Raw genomic sequence first — 15,459 nt, forward strand, 5'->3', positions numbered from 1 at the left:
CCATGGCTTACTCCGACGTGCGTGAGTACACCCACCTGACCGACGACGAGGTCGAGGCGATCGGGCGGGAGCTGGACGAGATCCGTGCCGAGGTCGAGGCCTCACGGGGCCAGGCCGACCGTGACTACGTGCTGCGGGTCATCGCCCTGCAGCGCCGGCTCGCGGTCGCCGGCCGCATCACGCTGTTCGCCAGCATGTTCCCGCCGGCCTGGCTGCTCGGCACGGCCCTGCTGTCGTCGGCCAAGATCCTCGAGAACATGGAGATCGGCCACAACACCATGCACGGCCAGTGGGACTGGATGAACGACCCGGAGATCCACTCCAGCAACTGGGAGTGGGACACGACCCAGCCGGCCGAGCAGTGGAAGCACTCGCACAACTACATCCACCACCAGTTCACGAACGTGCTGGGTCACGACAACGACGTGGGCTACGGCATCCTGCGCATGAGCCGCGACCAGAAGTGGACGCCCTACAACCTCGGCCAGCCGGTCTACAACGCCCTGCTCGCGCTGTTCTTCGAGTACGGCGTGGCGCTGCACGACCTCGACATCGAGGCGATCCGCACGGGCAAGAAGGACCCGAAGCTGCTCAAGAAGCAGCTCAAGCAGATCGGCGACAAGATCGGCAAGCAGGCGCTCAAGGACTACATCGTCTACCCGGCCCTGACCGGCCCCGCCTTCTTCCACACCCTCAGCGCCAACGTCACGGCCAACCTCGTGCGCAACGTGTGGGCGTACATGATCATCTTCTGTGGCCACTTCCCCGACGGGGCAGTGCACTTCGACGAGGAAGAGCTCGAGGACGAGACCCGCGCCGAGTGGTACTTGCGTCAGATGCTCGGGTCGGCCAACTTCGACGGCGGCAAGCTGCTGCACCTGATGAGCGGTCAGCTCGGCTACCAGATCGAGCATCACCTGTTCCCCGACCTGCCGAGCAATCGCTATGCGGAGATCTCGGTCAAGGTGAAGGACCTCTGCGAGCGGTACGGCATCCCGTACACCACGGGTCCGCTCCACCGCCAGTACGGGCAGACGCTGCGCACGATCCTGAAGCTCTCGCTGCCCAACCGGCGTACGAAGGACGACAGCACGCCGCCGCCGGTCCCGAAGGGGCGCAAGCGCGACGACGAGCGTCCCGGCCGCCGTTCTGAGCTGGGGCGGTGGACCAACGCCGCCGCGTCGATCCTGTGAGCGTGATCGAGGGGCTGCACCGGCCCGTCGTCGACGGGGTGCGGCTCCCGTTCGCGTGTGTCGATGATGCCGACGGCGGCCGGCACGACGCGGTCGTGAAGGCTCGCGTCATCCGGTGCGCCCTGAGCCGCATCTGCGGGATCTGCGCCCAGGTGCTCACGCGACCCGTGGCCTTCCTCGGCTCGGCCGAGGAGGCGTCCGCGGGTGAGTTCCTGTTTCCGCCGTGCCACGCGACGTGCGCCGAGGAAGCGGTGCGCGAGCACGCGCCCCGTGGGGCGGTGCTGGGTCACGCGAAGGCGCCGCAGGAGTGGGTCGTGGTCACCACGGCCGGCTTCGACCTGGTGCGCCCCACCACGCGGGGTGGGCCGGTGTCGTTCCGGCCGAACTCCGTGATCGGCAGCGCGGTCGTCAGCTGACGCTGCTGCGGTCGATCCGCAGCTCGCCGTCCTCGCGTGTCACGCCCACCTGCAACGTGCGGGTGACCGTCTCCGACACGGTCTCGGTCCGCGTGCCCGGGCCGGGACCCGCGTCGTCGTCATCCTCGTCGTCGTCCTTCTTCTTGCCCTTCTTCTCCTCGGGGCCGGCCGGCACCTCCACGGTCGACGTCACGGTGTACTGCAGGGTCGCCTCGGCCGTGCCGGCCTCCGGGTCGGTCGTGATCGCGGCGATCACGACACCGGGCATCGAGGCCCAGGAGGCCTGGAACGGCTCGAAGCCCCCCACGTCGTCGCGCGCCTCGTCGGTCAGCAGGGCGAAACCGGCCCCCGGGTCGGCTGCGGACGTCGTGACGTACTGACGCACGACGGCGTCGATCTCCTCCGCGGTGGGTGGCGGTGCTGCCGTGCTGGTCTCTGCAGCGTCGGCGAGGTCGGTGGAGTCGTCGCCACCCAGCGCCAGGGCGAACGTGCCGAGGGCGACGACCAGGAGTGCTGCGGCAGCGACCACGAGGGCTCGCCGGCGGCCACGGGTGGTCGCGGCTCGGCCGGGCGGGGGCGGGAGGTCAGGCAGGGGCAGTGGCACGGGCGGAAGGTCCATGACCGCCGTGCTCGGCTCCTCGACCGTGCCGATCCCGGAGGCGAGGGGCGCGAGCGCGGCGGACGCCTCGGCCGCGCTCGGACGTGCGGCGGGGTCGTGGCTCATGAGGCGGGCGACGAGGGCCGCCAGGGCCCCGTGTCCCTCGAGCCGCGGCGGGTTGTCGTGGACGATGCGGAACAGCGTGCCGACGGCGTTCGACGCCTCGCCGTCGGGGGTGGCGTAGGGCGCACGGCCGCTCGCGGCGTGGAACAGGGACGCGCCCAGCGACCACAGGTCGCCGGCCGGGCCCGCGGTCTCGCCGCGCGCCACCTCGGGCGGCAGGTAGGCGGGGGAGCCGCTGACGTGCCCCGTGCGGGTGAGGGCGTCGTCGCCGTCGCCGCGGGCGATGCCGAAGTCGGACAGCTTCACGGTGCCCGCGGGGGTCAGCAGGATGTTCGACGGCTTGACGTCACGATGCACGATCCCGGCGGCATGCGCAGCGGCCAGGGCGTCGGCGACCTGCTGGCCGACCGAGGCGACCTGGGCGGCGGGAAGGGCCCCGTGCGCAGCGATCTCCTGCGAGAGCGTGTGCCCCGCGACCAGCTCCATGACGAGCCACGACCAGCCCTCGTCGTCCTCGACCAGGTCGTGGACCGCGACCACGTGGGCATCATTGAGCCGGGCCGCGAGCGTGGCCTCCCGATGCGCGCGGGCACGATCGGGGCCGTCGGAGGTGCCCACGCCGCCCAGCCGCTTGAGCGCGACGGTCCGCCCGAGCAGGGTGTCGTGCGCGCGCCACACCGCGCCCATGCCGCCCCGACCGATCTCGCTCTCGAGCTCGTACCGTCCTGCGATCACCCGCCCGACGCTAGCGGAGGAGCCGAATCGTCGCCCGGCGTCAGGGCGCCGGAAGGAGGGACGGGACTGTTGGCTCGCTCGGCGGCGGGTCCGGGTCTGGGGCGGTCGTCGTGGGCGCTGGCGTCGGCGTCGGTGTGGAGGAGGGGGTCGCGGACGGAGTCGGCGTCGGGGTGGGGGTCGGGCTCGGCGTCTGCGAGGGGGTCGGCGTGGGGATCGTGGACGGGGTCGGGGAGGTGGACTCGCTCGGCGCGGGGGTGGAGGGCTCGTCCTCCGGCGTACCGGCGTCGTCCCGGCCCAGGCCGAGGGCCAGCACCCCGAGCAGCACCAGGGCCGCGACGGCGACGATCCCGGCGACGATCCACGGCGTGCGGTTCGGTGGGTCCGGCTGCACGGCGGCGTAGGCGGCCGTGGGGCTGTCGGGCACCGCTGCGGCCGCGGCGATGACCGAGGTCGCCTGGGCATCGGGCTCGGGCGCTCCGGCCAGCGGTCCGATGGCCTGCGTCGCCTCGGATCGGGACTCGCCGGCGATGACCGCCAGGGCCACCGCGGTGCTGGCGGCGTCGGGCCGCTGCTCGGGGTCGTGGTTCATGAGGTCGGCGACGACCGTTGCCAGCTCCCCACGCCCGGTGAGCCGGGGGGCCGGCTCGTGGACGATGCGGAACAGCACTGCGACCCCGTCGCCCTCGCCGGCGTACGGCGTGTGACCGCTCGCGGCGTGGAACAGGGTCGCGCCGAGCGACCACATGTCGCCGGCCGGACCGCCGCTCTTGCCGCGGGCGACCTCCGGCGGCAGGTACGCCGGGGAGCCCGTGACCTGACCCGTGCGCGTGACCGACGCATCGTTCTCGCCGCGAGCGATGCCGAAGTCGGAGAGCTTGGCGGTGCCGTCCTCGGTCAGCAGGATGTTCGACGGCTTGACGTCGCGGTGGGAGATGCCGGCAGCGTGCGCCGCGGCGAGCGCCTCGGCGACCTGCCGACCGATGCGGGCGATCGCCTCGGTCTGCAACGAGCCCTGGGCGATGGCCTGCGACAACGTGATGCCGGGGACGTGCTCCATGACGAGCCAGGTCCACCCCTCGTCGTCCTCGACGAGGTCGTGCACCGAGACGATGTTGGCGTGGTTCAGCTGGGCGGCCAGGAGCGCCTCGCGGTGTGCGCGCTCGCGTCCGGGCCCGTCGGCCGTGCCGACCTCGCCGAGGCGCTTGAGCGCGACGGTTCGTCCGAGGCGGGTGTCACGGCCGCGCCACACCGCGCCCATTCCGCCGCGGCCAATCTCTTCGTCGAGCTCGTACCGATCTGCGATCACCCGCCTGACGGTAACGGAGGCACCCCGATTTGGCTCTCCCGTCACCGGTCTGTAAAGTGGGGCAGGCGACGCGGGGTGGAGCAGCTCGGTAGCTCGCTGGGCTCATAACCCAGAGGTCGCAGGTTCAAATCCTGCCCCCGCTACAAATTTTCAGGCTCGGAATCTACGGATTCCGAGCCTGAAAGCATTTAGAGATTTGATCCAGGTACCACTTACGGTCCAAGAACCCGATCCACGAACCTCCCCGGAGCCTCGGAAACGAAGGCGCTGCGGAGTCGAAGCGGTAGGTGCGGTCCTGTGCGGACCCGGCCGCGCACCTAGGGTGCATGGAGACCACCACGCCCACGTTGAGCGGACTCGAGCCGCTGATGAGCATCGAGGAACTCTCGGAGTACCTCCACGTGCCGGTCAGGACGCTGTACGACTGGCGCCTCGCTGGCAAGGGGCCATGCGCCATCCACGTCGGTCGACAATTGCGCTACTTCGTCAGCGACGTGCACGACTGGCTCGCCAGTCAGCGCGAGCGGGAGCCCGGCCATGTGCCCGACGGGGCGTGATGGCTCATGGCTAGGTGTGATGTCCAGGGACGTTATTGTCGACCTGGGTGACGGGTGAAGGCCTCCTGTGGTGAGAGTGGAGCTGTCTAGGAACCGCTTCACGCACCAGGAGGCCTTCGTGTCCCACGCTAACGCTGCTCTGACTCCTCGCGCCCGGTTGAGGCTCGCGAGACTGATCGTCGAGGACGGCTGGTCACCCACGGCGGCGGCCAAGATGTTCATGGTCTCGGTGCCGACCGCCCGCAAGTGGGCCGCGAGGTTCCGGTCCGAGGGGCCCGCCGGGATGCTCGACCGCTCGAGCCGACCGCGGACGTGTCCGCATCGCACGCCCGAGGTGGTGAAGCGGCGGATCGTCGCGCTGCGATGGCGACGACGGCTTGGTCCGGTGCAGATCGGTGGTCAACTCGGGGTCGCACCGTCCACCGTTCACGCCGTCCTGGTGCGTTGCCGGCTCAACCGGCTTAGTCACATCGACCGGGTCACCGGCGAGCCGATCCGCCGTTACGAGCACCCGCACCCGGGGGCGATGATCCACGTCGACGTCACCAAGTTCGCGAACATCCCCCACGGAGGCGGGCACCGCTTCGTCGGCCGCCAGCGAGGACGAGCCAACGCGATTGCCACCGCGACCAGAACCGGTGAGCGGAGCCCGACCTACCGGCCAGTCATCGGAACCGCATTCGTGCACACCGTCATCGATGACCACTCTCGCGTCGCCTACGTCGAGATCTGCACCGATGAGAAGGCCGTCACCGCGATCGGAGTCCTGCGCCGGGCCGTGGCCTGGTTCGCTGACCACGGCGTCACCGTCGAACGAGTGCTGTCCGACAACGGCAGCTGCTATCGCTCTCACCGCTGGCGCGAGGCCTGCAACGAGCTCGGGATCGTCCCGAAGAAGACCCGGCCTTACCGGCCCCAGACCAACGGCAAGATCGAACGCTTCCACCGCACCCTCGCCGACGGCTGGGCCTACGCCCGCTTCTACTCCAACGAGAACGAACGCCGCTCAGCCCTGCCAGCCTGGATCCACTCCTACAATCACCACCGGACCCACTCCGCCATCGGCGGCCCACCCATCAGCAGGATCAACAACCTGCCTGGACATCACAGATGAGACACACCTGGCCCTCGAGCACATCGCACCTCAGCAGGAGACGAGCGGGTGGAACTCCGACTTTTACAGCGACAAGGAGATTGTCCACCGCCTTGGCAATCTGGTCCTCGCGCCCGGGGCTGCAAACGCTTCTCTTAGTTCGCGCCCGTGGACCGAGAAGAAGGTGCTGTACTCGGCCCTCGGCGCGCCAAGCGCAGATGAGGCGAAGACGGTTCTCACCAATTCTGGGATCGTGTTCGCCCAGAGCACAGAGGATCTAGCAGCGCTGTCCCGGTACATGCCACATCTCCGCGCGTTGGGCCAGCGGGATGCGGAATGGGATCCAGTCTTTATGGACGACCGGGCCGAGGTATTGCTCCGGCTCGTGTACTTGCGCCTGAAGGACTGGCTGGGGCTTACATGGTCGGAGTCGGCCACTGACCCGGTTGTGCAGGTGGCCGATGAGGAGGATGGCGACGTCGACGAGGACAGCCTGGGGGATGACCTGGACGCGCCGGTCGAACCGTAGAAGGACGCCGTCGCCGCAGAGCGCTTGAGTGGGCTCGTTGGCGAGCTTGATCCGGCCGGTCCTGGCGTCCGCTAGCGAGGTGGTCCGTTAGCGCCGCGGGTCAGGGTCGTGGTTGCGGGCCCGGAAGCGGTTCGCGCGGTGCCACGCGAAGTACACCTCGCGGTTGCGGTTCCAGGCGGGTGCTCGCTTGCCGTGATGTTGCACGAACGTCAGCGCGTCGGCGGCGGCGAGCACCCGTCCATCCGAATCCACAGCGATATAGCCCTGCTCAAAGAGTGCGTCGCAGCCGAGCAAACAGGCGGGGAACGCAATGTGGGGGATGTCGAGGCGCTCGGCATCACTGCATGGTGACGGGGCTTGATATGCGCTGCGACGACCAGGATCTCCGGAACATCCCGCTCGCAGAGGCCGCAAGCGTGGAGACGAGAAGCATCGCCGGTACCGATTCCCAGCGCACCCCTCAGGATCGCTTGTTCGCGACGGGCCTTGCGCACCGACCACTGATCTGTCGGTCCGGAGAATGCTCTCATCCACCTCTGGATGTCGGATAGCTCCGCGTGCACCGGGCTCTCGGTCTCGCTATTGAGGTTCTCAACGAAGAAGCCCAAGCGACGCAGCGGGTCGGCGACGTTGCGGCGGTCACCGCGGTACCCGGCATCGACGTGGAAGCCTTTGGACGGCTCGTCGTCAATGCCGGTGACTTTAGCGGTGACCGACGCGGCGGCAGCTTGATTGAGCGCAGCAACTTCGGCGGGCTCTCGTTGGTCTTCGTCATCTGGCTCAGGGACCAAGCTGTCGAGGACGTTGCTCAGTTCCTCATCTTCGTCGGCGGTGATCCGCAGGAGCTTGCGCGCCTCAGCGACATCGCTGTCCTGGATCTGTCGATCGGCCATCATGCGCTTGCGGTCCTCCGGGGCAGCCGTGAGCAACATGGTGAAGGCATCCGACAACGTGGGGACGTTCAGGAACTGAGCAAGCTGCCGACCGAGCGGGAACCAGTGTGGCTGGCCCGACGTGGGGTCGAGTTCGAGGTAGGCCGTACCGACGTTGACCGTGCGCCGCCCGCGCTTCTCTTGACGGCTAGCGATGAAGCAGACGGCGTCGTCGCGAGTCACCTCTGTGCCGTCGTAGTCATACTTCAGCTGCAGCTGATCGCAAACAACCAGTTCGAGGCTTCTCAGAGCGGGCCGAACGCGGTTCTCGGCACTTGAGTTCTCCGCCCGCACCAGGGCGAACAGATACGGCTTGATGCCTTGGATGCGCTTGGCCACTTCGTCGTAAGTCGAATCGTGGTGCTCCCCGAACGGCAGCGCTGAGGTCTTACAGCGTCGTCGAGCCTGGTCAGGGACAGGTACCGAGTCAGCTTGGTGAGTCCGGCCTCGGCGGAAAGCAGCGGGCGCTGCTTATCGAAGGTGTCTCGCAGCAGCGGATCCTCTGCGTAGGGAGGCTGCGGAACGAAGCGGGTGCTGCCGTTCTGGCTGGCCAACAGCCGAACCGTGTCGGGCGCCGGGTGCGGTTCGACGTCATCACGCAGCACGTCGTGAAGTGTGCGCTGGACCCAGCGAGCGCGCCGAGCTCCGCCAGGCGCGCGGTGGGGTACGGCCGCAACGGGAGCCCGCCGCGGTGTTGGAGGACTCGGTGTGTCAGCAGGATCCCGGTGGCTGCGACGGCGAGGGCGCCGCACACGTTGCGGCCCCACCACGTCAGGGTCGCCTCGACCGAGAAGAACCCGGTGATTGCCGCGAGTCCGGCGACTCCGATGGCGGTGCCGATCGCAGCGCCAGCGCTGATGGCAAGGATGAAACGGCTCAGCGTGGCGGGGTTGTCCAGGGTGCGGTGCTGCTCGCGGCCAGAAAGCTCAGGCGCCCAACGGTGGGTTAGGGCAACGATTGTGACCACTTGCACGACGTTGGCTACGACAAGGATCCCGGCGGCAGCAGGAGTTGATCCCGTGAGCCCGTTGACTGTGAACGTCGCGGCGGCGAGGAGCGCAACATCGGCCCAGGACCACCGCCCTTCAGGCCCGCCGAGGAACCACAACAACGCGACGCCGGCGGCCGGCCAGATGAGGGCGAGGGCTTGGTCGTCGACGATGGTGGCGCGCCCGACGAACCCGGCAGCGACGAACCCGGTGACGTAAGCGCCCCGGCGCAGCGCCGTTGCTCCGGATCCAGCGTGACGCTGGCTCGGGATGTTCGTGTCAGCCCAGGTCACGGCTTCGCCGCTCGAAAGCTCACCAGCGCACCCACGTCAACGGTGCCAGTACGGGCGGTCGCGGTGGTCTCTGCAGGCGGCCTCACCCCCCTCACGGTACTGGCACCCAACGGCGCCTTCGCACTGCCGGCGACCTTCATCGTCGCGAGGCGTCGGCGGGATCGCTCGGCGCGGATGGCTGTACGACAGGCCCGGTATCGGACCTCGAGTACGACGTCTCGGCCCAGTAGTCCAGCACGTCTCGGACCTTGCTGCGGGGTGTACTCGACCACCGACAGGCCATCGTCGCGGCCTGTAGACGGCGGCAGCGTTGAGGCTCCTCAGCCGGGCGCGGGTCTCGCGCGCGGGCCCGCTCGGCGGCGCACCGCCTCGGCGCGGTTGCTTCCGCAGCGAGTCCTGACAGCGCGGTGGTCGGGATCCGCTGTGTACGCGCTGCGCTGTCTCTGGGGCTGCGTCCGAAGTCTGCTAGGCCTTGCGCGTGGGGAAGCGCATCGCCAGCATGCGGCTTGATTGTCGAATGAGCCCACTGCATAGCCGCTGAGGCTGGCATCGGGTGGTGGTAGTGGGCCGGTGATCACCCACCCGGACGATCGCGACGACCTTGTGCTGTTGCAGGAGACTACAGTCGGTCTCATGTCTTGCCATTCAGTCACTTGACCGGACTACCATCGTCCGGGTGACTGATGCCTGGCCCGCGGGATCCGTTGACGTTGTTGTGACGGAGATCATCGAACGGCCGTCCGCAGTGGTGGCTGCCTACATGACCGACCCCGCTCGGGCTCCGGAGTGGTATGCAAACATCGCGGCCGTGGCGTGGAAGGCGCCGCTACCCCTGCAGGTCGGGACCGAGGGCGCCTTCGTAGCTCGCTTCCTCGGCAGGGAGCTCCGCTACACCTACGAGGTCATCGAGGACACGCCCGTATCGCTCGTGATGCGTACGGCCCAGGGCCCCTTCCCGATGGAGACCAGCTATCGCTATGAGCCTCTGCCCGACGGCTCGACCGCAGTTACATTGCGGAACCGAGGTGCCCCTTAGGGCTTCTCCTGGTTTATGGCGCCATTTGTCCGGATCGCGATGCGACGTGCCGCCACGAGAAACCTCGCAGCACTCAAGAGGATCCTCGAGGATGCCTAGCCTCGGCGTTGACGCACTGCTGGACGCGGCCGAGAGGGAGTTTGCAGGCGGTGGCTTTGACGGCGGCTCGCTCCGCTCGATCATGCGGGAGGCGGACGCCGATCCCGGCGCGATCTACTAGCACTTCGGGGGATGGCAGGCACTGGCGGAGACGGTACTCGACCGCGTCCTGGCGCCGCTGAACGCCCGCCGGATCCAGATGCTCACGGAAGCCGGGCCTGGTGAACTCCAGAGCTGCCGCGTCTGAACCTAACGGAGCAGCACGCAGAGGGGTGAATGTCCCTCACCTACGTTTCTGGGAGGCTGGGCCGGCGTGGTCACAGGCGCGGCCGTCTGGGGTGAACCGCGACGTCGGCTTGACCTTCGCCCGCGTCATCAGATCTGTGTCGCGCTGCTCGCCGTCCGGTGAGCTCGCGGAGCTCGTTTGAGCTCCGTAGCCACCGTTGGCCAGCCGCGCCCGACGCCTCGAGGTAGTTGCGTCGGCGTTCACGCCGAGACCGCGGACAAGGCGGTTCATGAAGTTGAAGAGGGCGTACACCGAGACGGCATCGTTGAGGACCTTCTCAGACCATCCCGCGTCGAGCACAAGCTCCGCGTTGCCGGGGTCATGCGATCTGGCATGGACGTGAGCTTGGGGCGCGGGCTGGGGCGGCGATACTGGCCTTGTCGTGACTTGCTGATCTCATGGATGCTGCGCGGCTGGCGGCAGGGCGTCGCGTGCGACGGCGATCGCGGAGGCCGGGTCGGCGGGGAGCTGCCGGATCTGCTCGCGGCACCAGGTAGAGACCGCTCGCGACCCGGACAGGACGGCGTGGCGGAAAGTTGGCCAGGACTCCCAGCACGCGTCGGCGACCTCCTCGGGGTCGGGCTGCACGGCCGCCGGGTTGGTGACGCGGGCCGCGAAGACCGGGCACATCTCGTTCTCCATGACGCCGTCCTGCTCGGCGACGTAGCGGAACGCCGGCAGCAGCAGCCGTAGATCCTCGATCTCGACGGCCAGTTCCTGCCGCACGCGTCGGCGTACGGCGTCATCGAGGGCCTCCCCGGGCGCCGGGTGGCCGCAGCAGGCGTTGGTCCACACGCCGGCGAAGGTGTGCTTGTGCAGGGCCCGACGCGTGATCAGGACACGGCCGTCGTCGTCGAAGAGGTAGCAGGAGAATGCCAGGTGCAGCGGGGTGTCGGCGTGATGGACCGACCGCTTGTCCATGATCCCGATGGCGTGGCCGTCATCGTCGAGGAGCACGACGGCCTCTGACTGGGTGGGGGCCGCGATGCCAGGGCGTTCGGGGTCGGTGGTCATGTCGGTACCTCGATCGGTCGGGAGGGCTGGTTGACGGTGACGCTGAAGAGCCTCGGGACGCGGTGGGCAATGGGCACGAGGGGTCGGCGCACGGGTGCGTGCCGCGTGCAGCTCAGCAGGGCGCGGGTGAGGTGCTCCTGACGCAGCGTGGGCCGGCGCGCGACGCGGTGGTCGCCCTCGCTGCGGCCGGCAGCGAGGCCGGCGACGGACCGATGCGGCGGCCCGAGGGAGATCCGCTCGCCGGTGACGGCACCGACGTACCCGCCTGCCTCGATGGCTGTCCGGCCGGGGGAGCGGGCTCGGGCGTGCTGTCGCAGCGGCCGGCTTTCCTCACGCCGGTAGGACGACCTGAGGCGCGCATCGGGCGCGAGGACGTCGGCCAGCACGTCCTCCAACCGCATGCCACGCTCGACGAGGACGTCCAAGCTCGACCAGGGTTGACGGCGACGCGAGTCAGTGGGCTTCCCTCGGTCGCCGCGGTCGGAGCGTGAACCGTGCGTCGCTGAGCCTCGGTCGTCACCGCGGGCTCCCGCGGCGATGGAGGCGGGCGAGGAGTGCCTGGGTGCGGAAGCGGTTGTGGCGTTGGATCATGATGAACGGCATGTTCACCAAGACTCCGTAGGAGACCAGCAGCGCCGAGGCGAGCGGCGGGTTCCACAGGAGGAACAGCGGCGAGCAGAGCATCGCCCACCAGTGGCCGAGCTCGGCGCGGCGGGTCTCGCGCACGAAGACCTCGAGCCCGGCGGCGTCGCGGGAGGGCAGCTCGCGCTTGCTGACGCCTCCCTCGAACAGCGCGCCGGCCTCGGGCAGTCGGTCCTTCCATCGGTGAATGCGGAGCCGTCGGCGATAGAACCGCCCGCCGTCCTCGAAGTGTCGGGGCCGCATCAGCCAGCCGTCGCGAGCGAGCCGTCGTGCCGGGAGCCGGTGCGCGGCGTAGCCGGTGGCCGCATGGAAAAGGCCCCAGGCCAGGACGTCGAGGACGACCGTGAGCCACTGCGGCATGACGAGGCGGAGCATCAGGCCACCCCTCCCGAGGGCCCGTCCGGCGACGGTGCGCCGTCGCGTCGCAGGTCGACGGGCCGGCCGCGCCAGAGCACTGAGCGACGTACGACGGTCAGCGCCGCCGAGCGCGCGAAGACGAGATCGAAGAACAGCAGCGGCAGCGGGAAGGCTGCCCACGTCCACCAGGCGAAGGAGCCGGCATGCCGCAGCACGCCGCGCAGCCCGAGCGCGAGGCCGACCCAGCCGGCCACCCAGACCAGGGGCGCCCCGGCCGCGAGCGATGACCCGGTCAGGGAGAGGACGGTGCCGACCACGACTGCGTGGAGTGCGCTGATCCAGAGCACCGTCGCGAGCGCAGCGCGCAGCCCGCACGCGGCGGCACCGGAGGCGATGTTCTTCGTCCAGCCCGACACCAGCTGCCCCAGGCCGCCGGGGTAGCTGCGCATGGTGACAGCCTGCCCGCCGAGCGCGCAGGTGACGGGAAGACCGGCGTCGTCGTACGCCACCGCGAGGCTAACGTCGTCGAGGATCTCTGCGCGGACCGTGGCGTGGCCGCCGACCCGCTGGTAGTCGGTGCGGGTGGTCAACAGACACGGGCCGAACGCCATCGGGCGGGCGGACGGTCGCCCGGTGAAGGCCCCGCTCGCGAGGAGCGCCACGGCGTTGAAGACCGCTGAGAGATGCTCGTAGCAGCGGACCACCCGGTGGTGCGGCTGCACCGAGATCAGCCCGCCGTGCGCGGCGTGCAGTCGCAGCAGCCCGCCAAGCGCATCGGTGGCGAGCACGGTGTCGGCGTCGAGGAAGAGCAGGACGTCGCCGGTGGTGATCGAGGCACCCGTGTGGCAGGCCCACGCCTTGCCGGTCCACCCGGCTGGCGGCGTGCCAGCCGGGACCACGCGGGCGCGCGCCGCCCGGCCGATCGCGGCTGTCCGGTCGCGCGAGCCGTCGTCGACGACCACCACCTCAGCGACCGGGCCTGCGGAGGCGGCCAGCGAGGCCAGCAACGCTGGCAGCGTCGCCTCCTCGTCGCGCGCGGGGACGATGACTGAGATTGTCGGCGGGGCGACCGAAGAGGGCTCGGTCGTCAGCTCGCGCGGGACGCGCAGCAGCCACCACGGCACGGCCGTCGCAGCCGTCACCAGCATGAGGACCAGGAGGTTAGCCACGGCCCGGTCCGAGGCGGGTGAGGAGCAGCGGCATTCCGCCGCGGGGGTGCACCGCCACCAGTGCCGCGGGCCGCGGCCGCGTCCAATCGGACGGTACGGACACGCGGTTGCACATGAGCAGTCGGCTCAGCACGACCACCATCTCGCCGATCGCGAACTCACGACCGATGCACAGCCGTGGGCCTTGACCGAATGGCAGGTAGCCGGTTCGTCCAGTTCCTGCGCCGAGGAATCGCTCGGGCCGGAACGCGAGCGGCTCGGACCACGACGCGGCCCGCCGGTGCACGAGCCACGGGCTGATGATCGCCATCGTCCCGGCCGGGACGTCGATGCCGCTGATCATGTCGGGACCCACCGAGCGGCGCGAGATGGCCCAGGCCGGCGGGTAGAGTCGCAGCGCCTCGTCGACCACGGCCCGCGTCCAGGGAACGGCCTTGCGGTGGTCGAGCATCGAGACCGGGCGGCCGAGCTCGACCAGTTCCTCGCGCACCCGGTCCTGCACGTCCGGTTGTTCGGCGAGCAGCATGAGGGTCCAGGCGAGCGCCGCGGCAACCGTCTCGTGACCCGCGATCACCATGGTGACCAGCTCGTCGCGGACCTGCGCGTCGCTCAGCCCGCTGTCGAGGAGGAGACCCAGCAGGTCGTCGCCGTACACGGACCCGGGGCCGCCTCGACCGTATGCACGTCTCTCGGCCACGAGGTCGGCGGTGATCGCGTCGAGTCGGCGGCGCGTCATCCGGAGCCGCATGTTCGTCGGCGTCGGCGCCCAGTCGGCCGTCGGCAGGACCGACCGACCGAGCCGGACCACGAGGCCGGCGGCGTTGCTGGTCGCATCGAGCAGCCGCTGGGCGTGGCCGGACAGGTCGGCAGAGAAGAGCGCCCGACCCACGGCGCCCAGCCCGACGTGGTGGGTCAGCGCCGCGACGTCGACGACGTCACTCGCGCCCGGTTGGAGGTGCCCAAGACCCTCCACGAGGGCGTGGTCAGCAGCCATGCGAACCTCGTCGCTGACCGCCTCGAGCCGCTGGTGGTGGAAGGCCGGCGCCGCCAGCCGTCTGTGCTCGATCCAGGCCGGCTCCGCCGAGGCGAGCAGTCCCTGACCGGTGACTCGCGCCAGGGCGCCGTACTGGACGGTCCTCTTGACCCAGTTGCGATTGGCCTCCTGCAGCACATGCCGAACGTCGTCAGGGTCGTTGACCAGCAGGGCAGGCGGGCCGGGGACCGGGAACGCCACCAGGTCGCCGTACTGCTCCGATACCCGTCTGAGGAAGGACAGCGGGTCGCGGCGCACCGAGTGGAAGGCCTTCGCCATGTCGAAGGGTGTCGGTCCGTCGACGCCGATGTCGGTGGGCTGCATCGACTGGAGGCGGGTGGTGGTGATACTCACGTGGAGTCGCGCTCCTCGGCGCTGGTCCGGTGTGGCTCGGGCTCACGGGACCGCTGCCCGAGCCAGACCCAGGCGACGACCGAGGTGAGGACCAGGGCAAAGCCGAAGAGAAGGTCCTCGAGGGGCGCGTACAGGATGCGACCCTCGCCGAGTCGTACCACGCGGTCGTTGCCGACGATCGTCTCGGGGTTGTACTGGACGATACGGCGTCCGGTCAGCCAGCCGTTGGTGAGCAGTTGGAAGAACACGATGATCGCGTAGGCCGACCACCAGTCCCGGGTGCTCGTCACGCGTGTCCCGGCGACCCATCTGTCGAGGACGACGGCGAGCGCCACTGCGAGCATCGCGAGGGCCGTGTAGCTCATCGCCCACCCCCTTGCAGGCCGCGTCGGCGGGCGACCGCTACGGCCTCGAAGGTGAGCACGGACACGATCGGGATGACGACGAAGAACCCGATCTCCTCCAGCGGTAGTCCGGCGACGCGCGGCGGAAGGGTCTGGTCCTCGTCGAACCACCAATGCCCGGCGTGGGTGGCGCAGAGGTCCCACAGCAGGAATGGTGTTCCGGCGAGCCCGATGGTCAGCAACAGCCTGCGCGGTTGTCGAAGCACCGAAAGCCCGAACGCAGGCACTAGCGGCAGTGTGCCGGCGAGGCAGAAGGCAAGCATGGCGACGTACGCCCAGTGGGTCCAGGTCATGGGGCGTC

General features: G+C 69.5%; 18 protein-coding genes, 1 tRNA gene and 1 pseudogene. 9 read left to right on the plus strand and 11 right to left on the minus strand.

The features are described 5' to 3' along the window. Window positions 1-2 precede the first annotated feature (2 nt). Entirely contained in the window at window positions 3-1,193 is a 1,191-nt protein-coding gene (locus KAG51_RS08790) for a fatty acid desaturase (protein WP_290582729.1), read from the plus strand. 2 nt (window positions 1,194-1,195) lie between these two features. Further along, the gene (locus KAG51_RS08795) at window positions 1,196-1,609 is read left to right on the plus strand and encodes a hypothetical protein (RefSeq protein ID WP_290582731.1); all 414 of its coding nucleotides are present in this window, start codon (window positions 1,196-1,198) and stop codon (window positions 1,607-1,609) included. On the opposite strand, the gene KAG51_RS08800 is transcribed toward KAG51_RS08795, so the two are convergent. Then, window positions 1,602-3,065: a serine/threonine-protein kinase gene (locus KAG51_RS08800; protein WP_290582733.1), complete on the minus strand. Its 1,464-nt coding sequence runs from the start codon at window positions 3,063-3,065 to the stop codon at window positions 1,602-1,604. The genes KAG51_RS08795 and KAG51_RS08800 overlap by 8 nt on opposite strands. 40 nt (window positions 3,066-3,105) lie before the next feature. Then, window positions 3,106-4,371 (minus strand): serine/threonine-protein kinase, encoded by a 1,266-nt coding sequence (locus KAG51_RS08805; protein ID WP_290582736.1) that lies wholly within the window; start codon window positions 4,369-4,371, stop codon window positions 3,106-3,108. A 69-nt stretch (window positions 4,372-4,440) separates the two neighbouring features. Here KAG51_RS08805 and KAG51_RS08810 point away from each other — a divergent pair. The 5 genes and pseudogenes from KAG51_RS08810 (at window position 4,441) to KAG51_RS14030 (ending at window position 6,550) form a co-directional block, all read left to right on the plus strand. Beyond that, window positions 4,441-4,514 (plus strand) — tRNA-Met (locus KAG51_RS08810). Between the two features lie 183 nt (window positions 4,515-4,697). Beyond that, a complete protein-coding gene (locus KAG51_RS08815) occupies window positions 4,698-4,928 on the plus strand; it encodes a helix-turn-helix domain-containing protein (protein WP_290582738.1) in 231 nt (76 codons plus the stop codon). 118 nt (window positions 4,929-5,046) lie between these two features. Next, window positions 5,047-6,042, plus strand: coding sequence for an IS481 family transposase (locus KAG51_RS08820; RefSeq protein ID WP_290582740.1), 996 nt, complete (start codon window positions 5,047-5,049; stop codon window positions 6,040-6,042). 7 nt (window positions 6,043-6,049) lie between these two features. Continuing rightward, window positions 6,050-6,238: pseudogene (locus tag KAG51_RS14025) on the plus strand (HNH endonuclease family protein); the annotation flags it as partial. A gap of 36 nt (window positions 6,239-6,274) precedes the next feature. Then, window positions 6,275-6,550 (plus strand): hypothetical protein, encoded by a 276-nt coding sequence (locus tag KAG51_RS14030; protein ID WP_363316157.1) that lies wholly within the window; start codon window positions 6,275-6,277, stop codon window positions 6,548-6,550. 209 nt (window positions 6,551-6,759) lie between these two features. On the opposite strand, the gene KAG51_RS08830 is transcribed toward KAG51_RS14030, so the two are convergent. Both KAG51_RS08830 and KAG51_RS08835 read right to left on the minus strand, forming a co-directional pair. Continuing rightward, window positions 6,760-7,821 carry a hypothetical protein gene (locus tag KAG51_RS08830; RefSeq protein ID WP_290582742.1) on the minus strand — a complete coding sequence of 354 codons (1,062 nt, stop codon included), beginning with the start codon at window positions 7,819-7,821 and terminating at the stop codon, window positions 6,760-6,762. 88 nt (window positions 7,822-7,909) lie between these two features. After that, entirely contained in the window at window positions 7,910-8,764 is an 855-nt protein-coding gene (locus KAG51_RS08835) for a hypothetical protein (RefSeq protein ID WP_290582744.1), read from the minus strand. A 715-nt stretch (window positions 8,765-9,479) separates the two neighbouring features. On the opposite strand from KAG51_RS08835, the gene KAG51_RS08840 reads away from it, so the two are divergent. Beyond that, window positions 9,480-9,800: an SRPBCC family protein gene (locus KAG51_RS08840; RefSeq protein WP_290582986.1), complete on the plus strand. Its 321-nt coding sequence runs from the start codon at window positions 9,480-9,482 to the stop codon at window positions 9,798-9,800. Window positions 9,801-9,891: 91 nt separating this feature from the next. Further along, on the plus strand, window positions 9,892-10,020 hold the full coding sequence (locus KAG51_RS14035; RefSeq protein ID WP_363316154.1) for a TetR family transcriptional regulator: 129 nt from the start codon (window positions 9,892-9,894) through the stop codon (window positions 10,018-10,020). Window positions 10,021-10,581: 561 nt separating this feature from the next. On the opposite strand, the gene idi is transcribed toward KAG51_RS14035, so the two are convergent. The 7 genes from idi to KAG51_RS08875 all read right to left on the minus strand — a co-directional run bounded on the left by idi (window position 10,582) and on the right by KAG51_RS08875 (window position 15,451). Then, a complete protein-coding gene (idi, locus tag KAG51_RS08845; protein WP_290582746.1) occupies window positions 10,582-11,199 on the minus strand; it encodes an isopentenyl-diphosphate Delta-isomerase in 618 nt (205 codons plus the stop codon). Continuing rightward, a complete protein-coding gene (locus KAG51_RS08850; RefSeq protein ID WP_290582748.1) occupies window positions 11,196-11,624 on the minus strand; it encodes a hypothetical protein in 429 nt (142 codons plus the stop codon). Before KAG51_RS08850 ends, idi begins: the two co-directional genes overlap by 4 nt. A gap of 91 nt (window positions 11,625-11,715) precedes the next feature. Then, window positions 11,716-12,216 carry a hypothetical protein gene (locus KAG51_RS08855; protein WP_290582750.1) on the minus strand — a complete coding sequence of 167 codons (501 nt, stop codon included), beginning with the start codon at window positions 12,214-12,216 and terminating at the stop codon, window positions 11,716-11,718. Next, the gene (locus KAG51_RS08860; protein ID WP_290582751.1) at window positions 12,216-13,367 is read right to left on the minus strand and encodes a glycosyltransferase; all 1,152 of its coding nucleotides are present in this window, start codon (window positions 13,365-13,367) and stop codon (window positions 12,216-12,218) included. Before KAG51_RS08860 ends, KAG51_RS08855 begins: the two co-directional genes overlap by 1 nt. Next, window positions 13,360-14,754 (minus strand): cytochrome P450, encoded by a 1,395-nt coding sequence (locus KAG51_RS08865; RefSeq protein WP_290582754.1) that lies wholly within the window; start codon window positions 14,752-14,754, stop codon window positions 13,360-13,362. Before KAG51_RS08865 ends, KAG51_RS08860 begins: the two co-directional genes overlap by 8 nt. Then, on the minus strand, window positions 14,751-15,119 hold the full coding sequence (locus KAG51_RS08870; protein ID WP_290582756.1) for a lycopene cyclase domain-containing protein: 369 nt from the start codon (window positions 15,117-15,119) through the stop codon (window positions 14,751-14,753). The genes KAG51_RS08865 and KAG51_RS08870 overlap by 4 nt, the downstream gene beginning before the upstream one ends. Then, on the minus strand, window positions 15,116-15,451 hold the full coding sequence (locus KAG51_RS08875) for a lycopene cyclase domain-containing protein (protein WP_290582758.1): 336 nt from the start codon (window positions 15,449-15,451) through the stop codon (window positions 15,116-15,118). The genes KAG51_RS08870 and KAG51_RS08875 overlap by 4 nt, the downstream gene beginning before the upstream one ends. Window positions 15,452-15,459: the final 8 nt, after the last annotated feature.

Source organism: Aeromicrobium sp., assembly GCF_023146395.1.
Taxonomy (GTDB): domain Bacteria; phylum Actinomycetota; class Actinomycetes; order Propionibacteriales; family Nocardioidaceae; genus Aeromicrobium.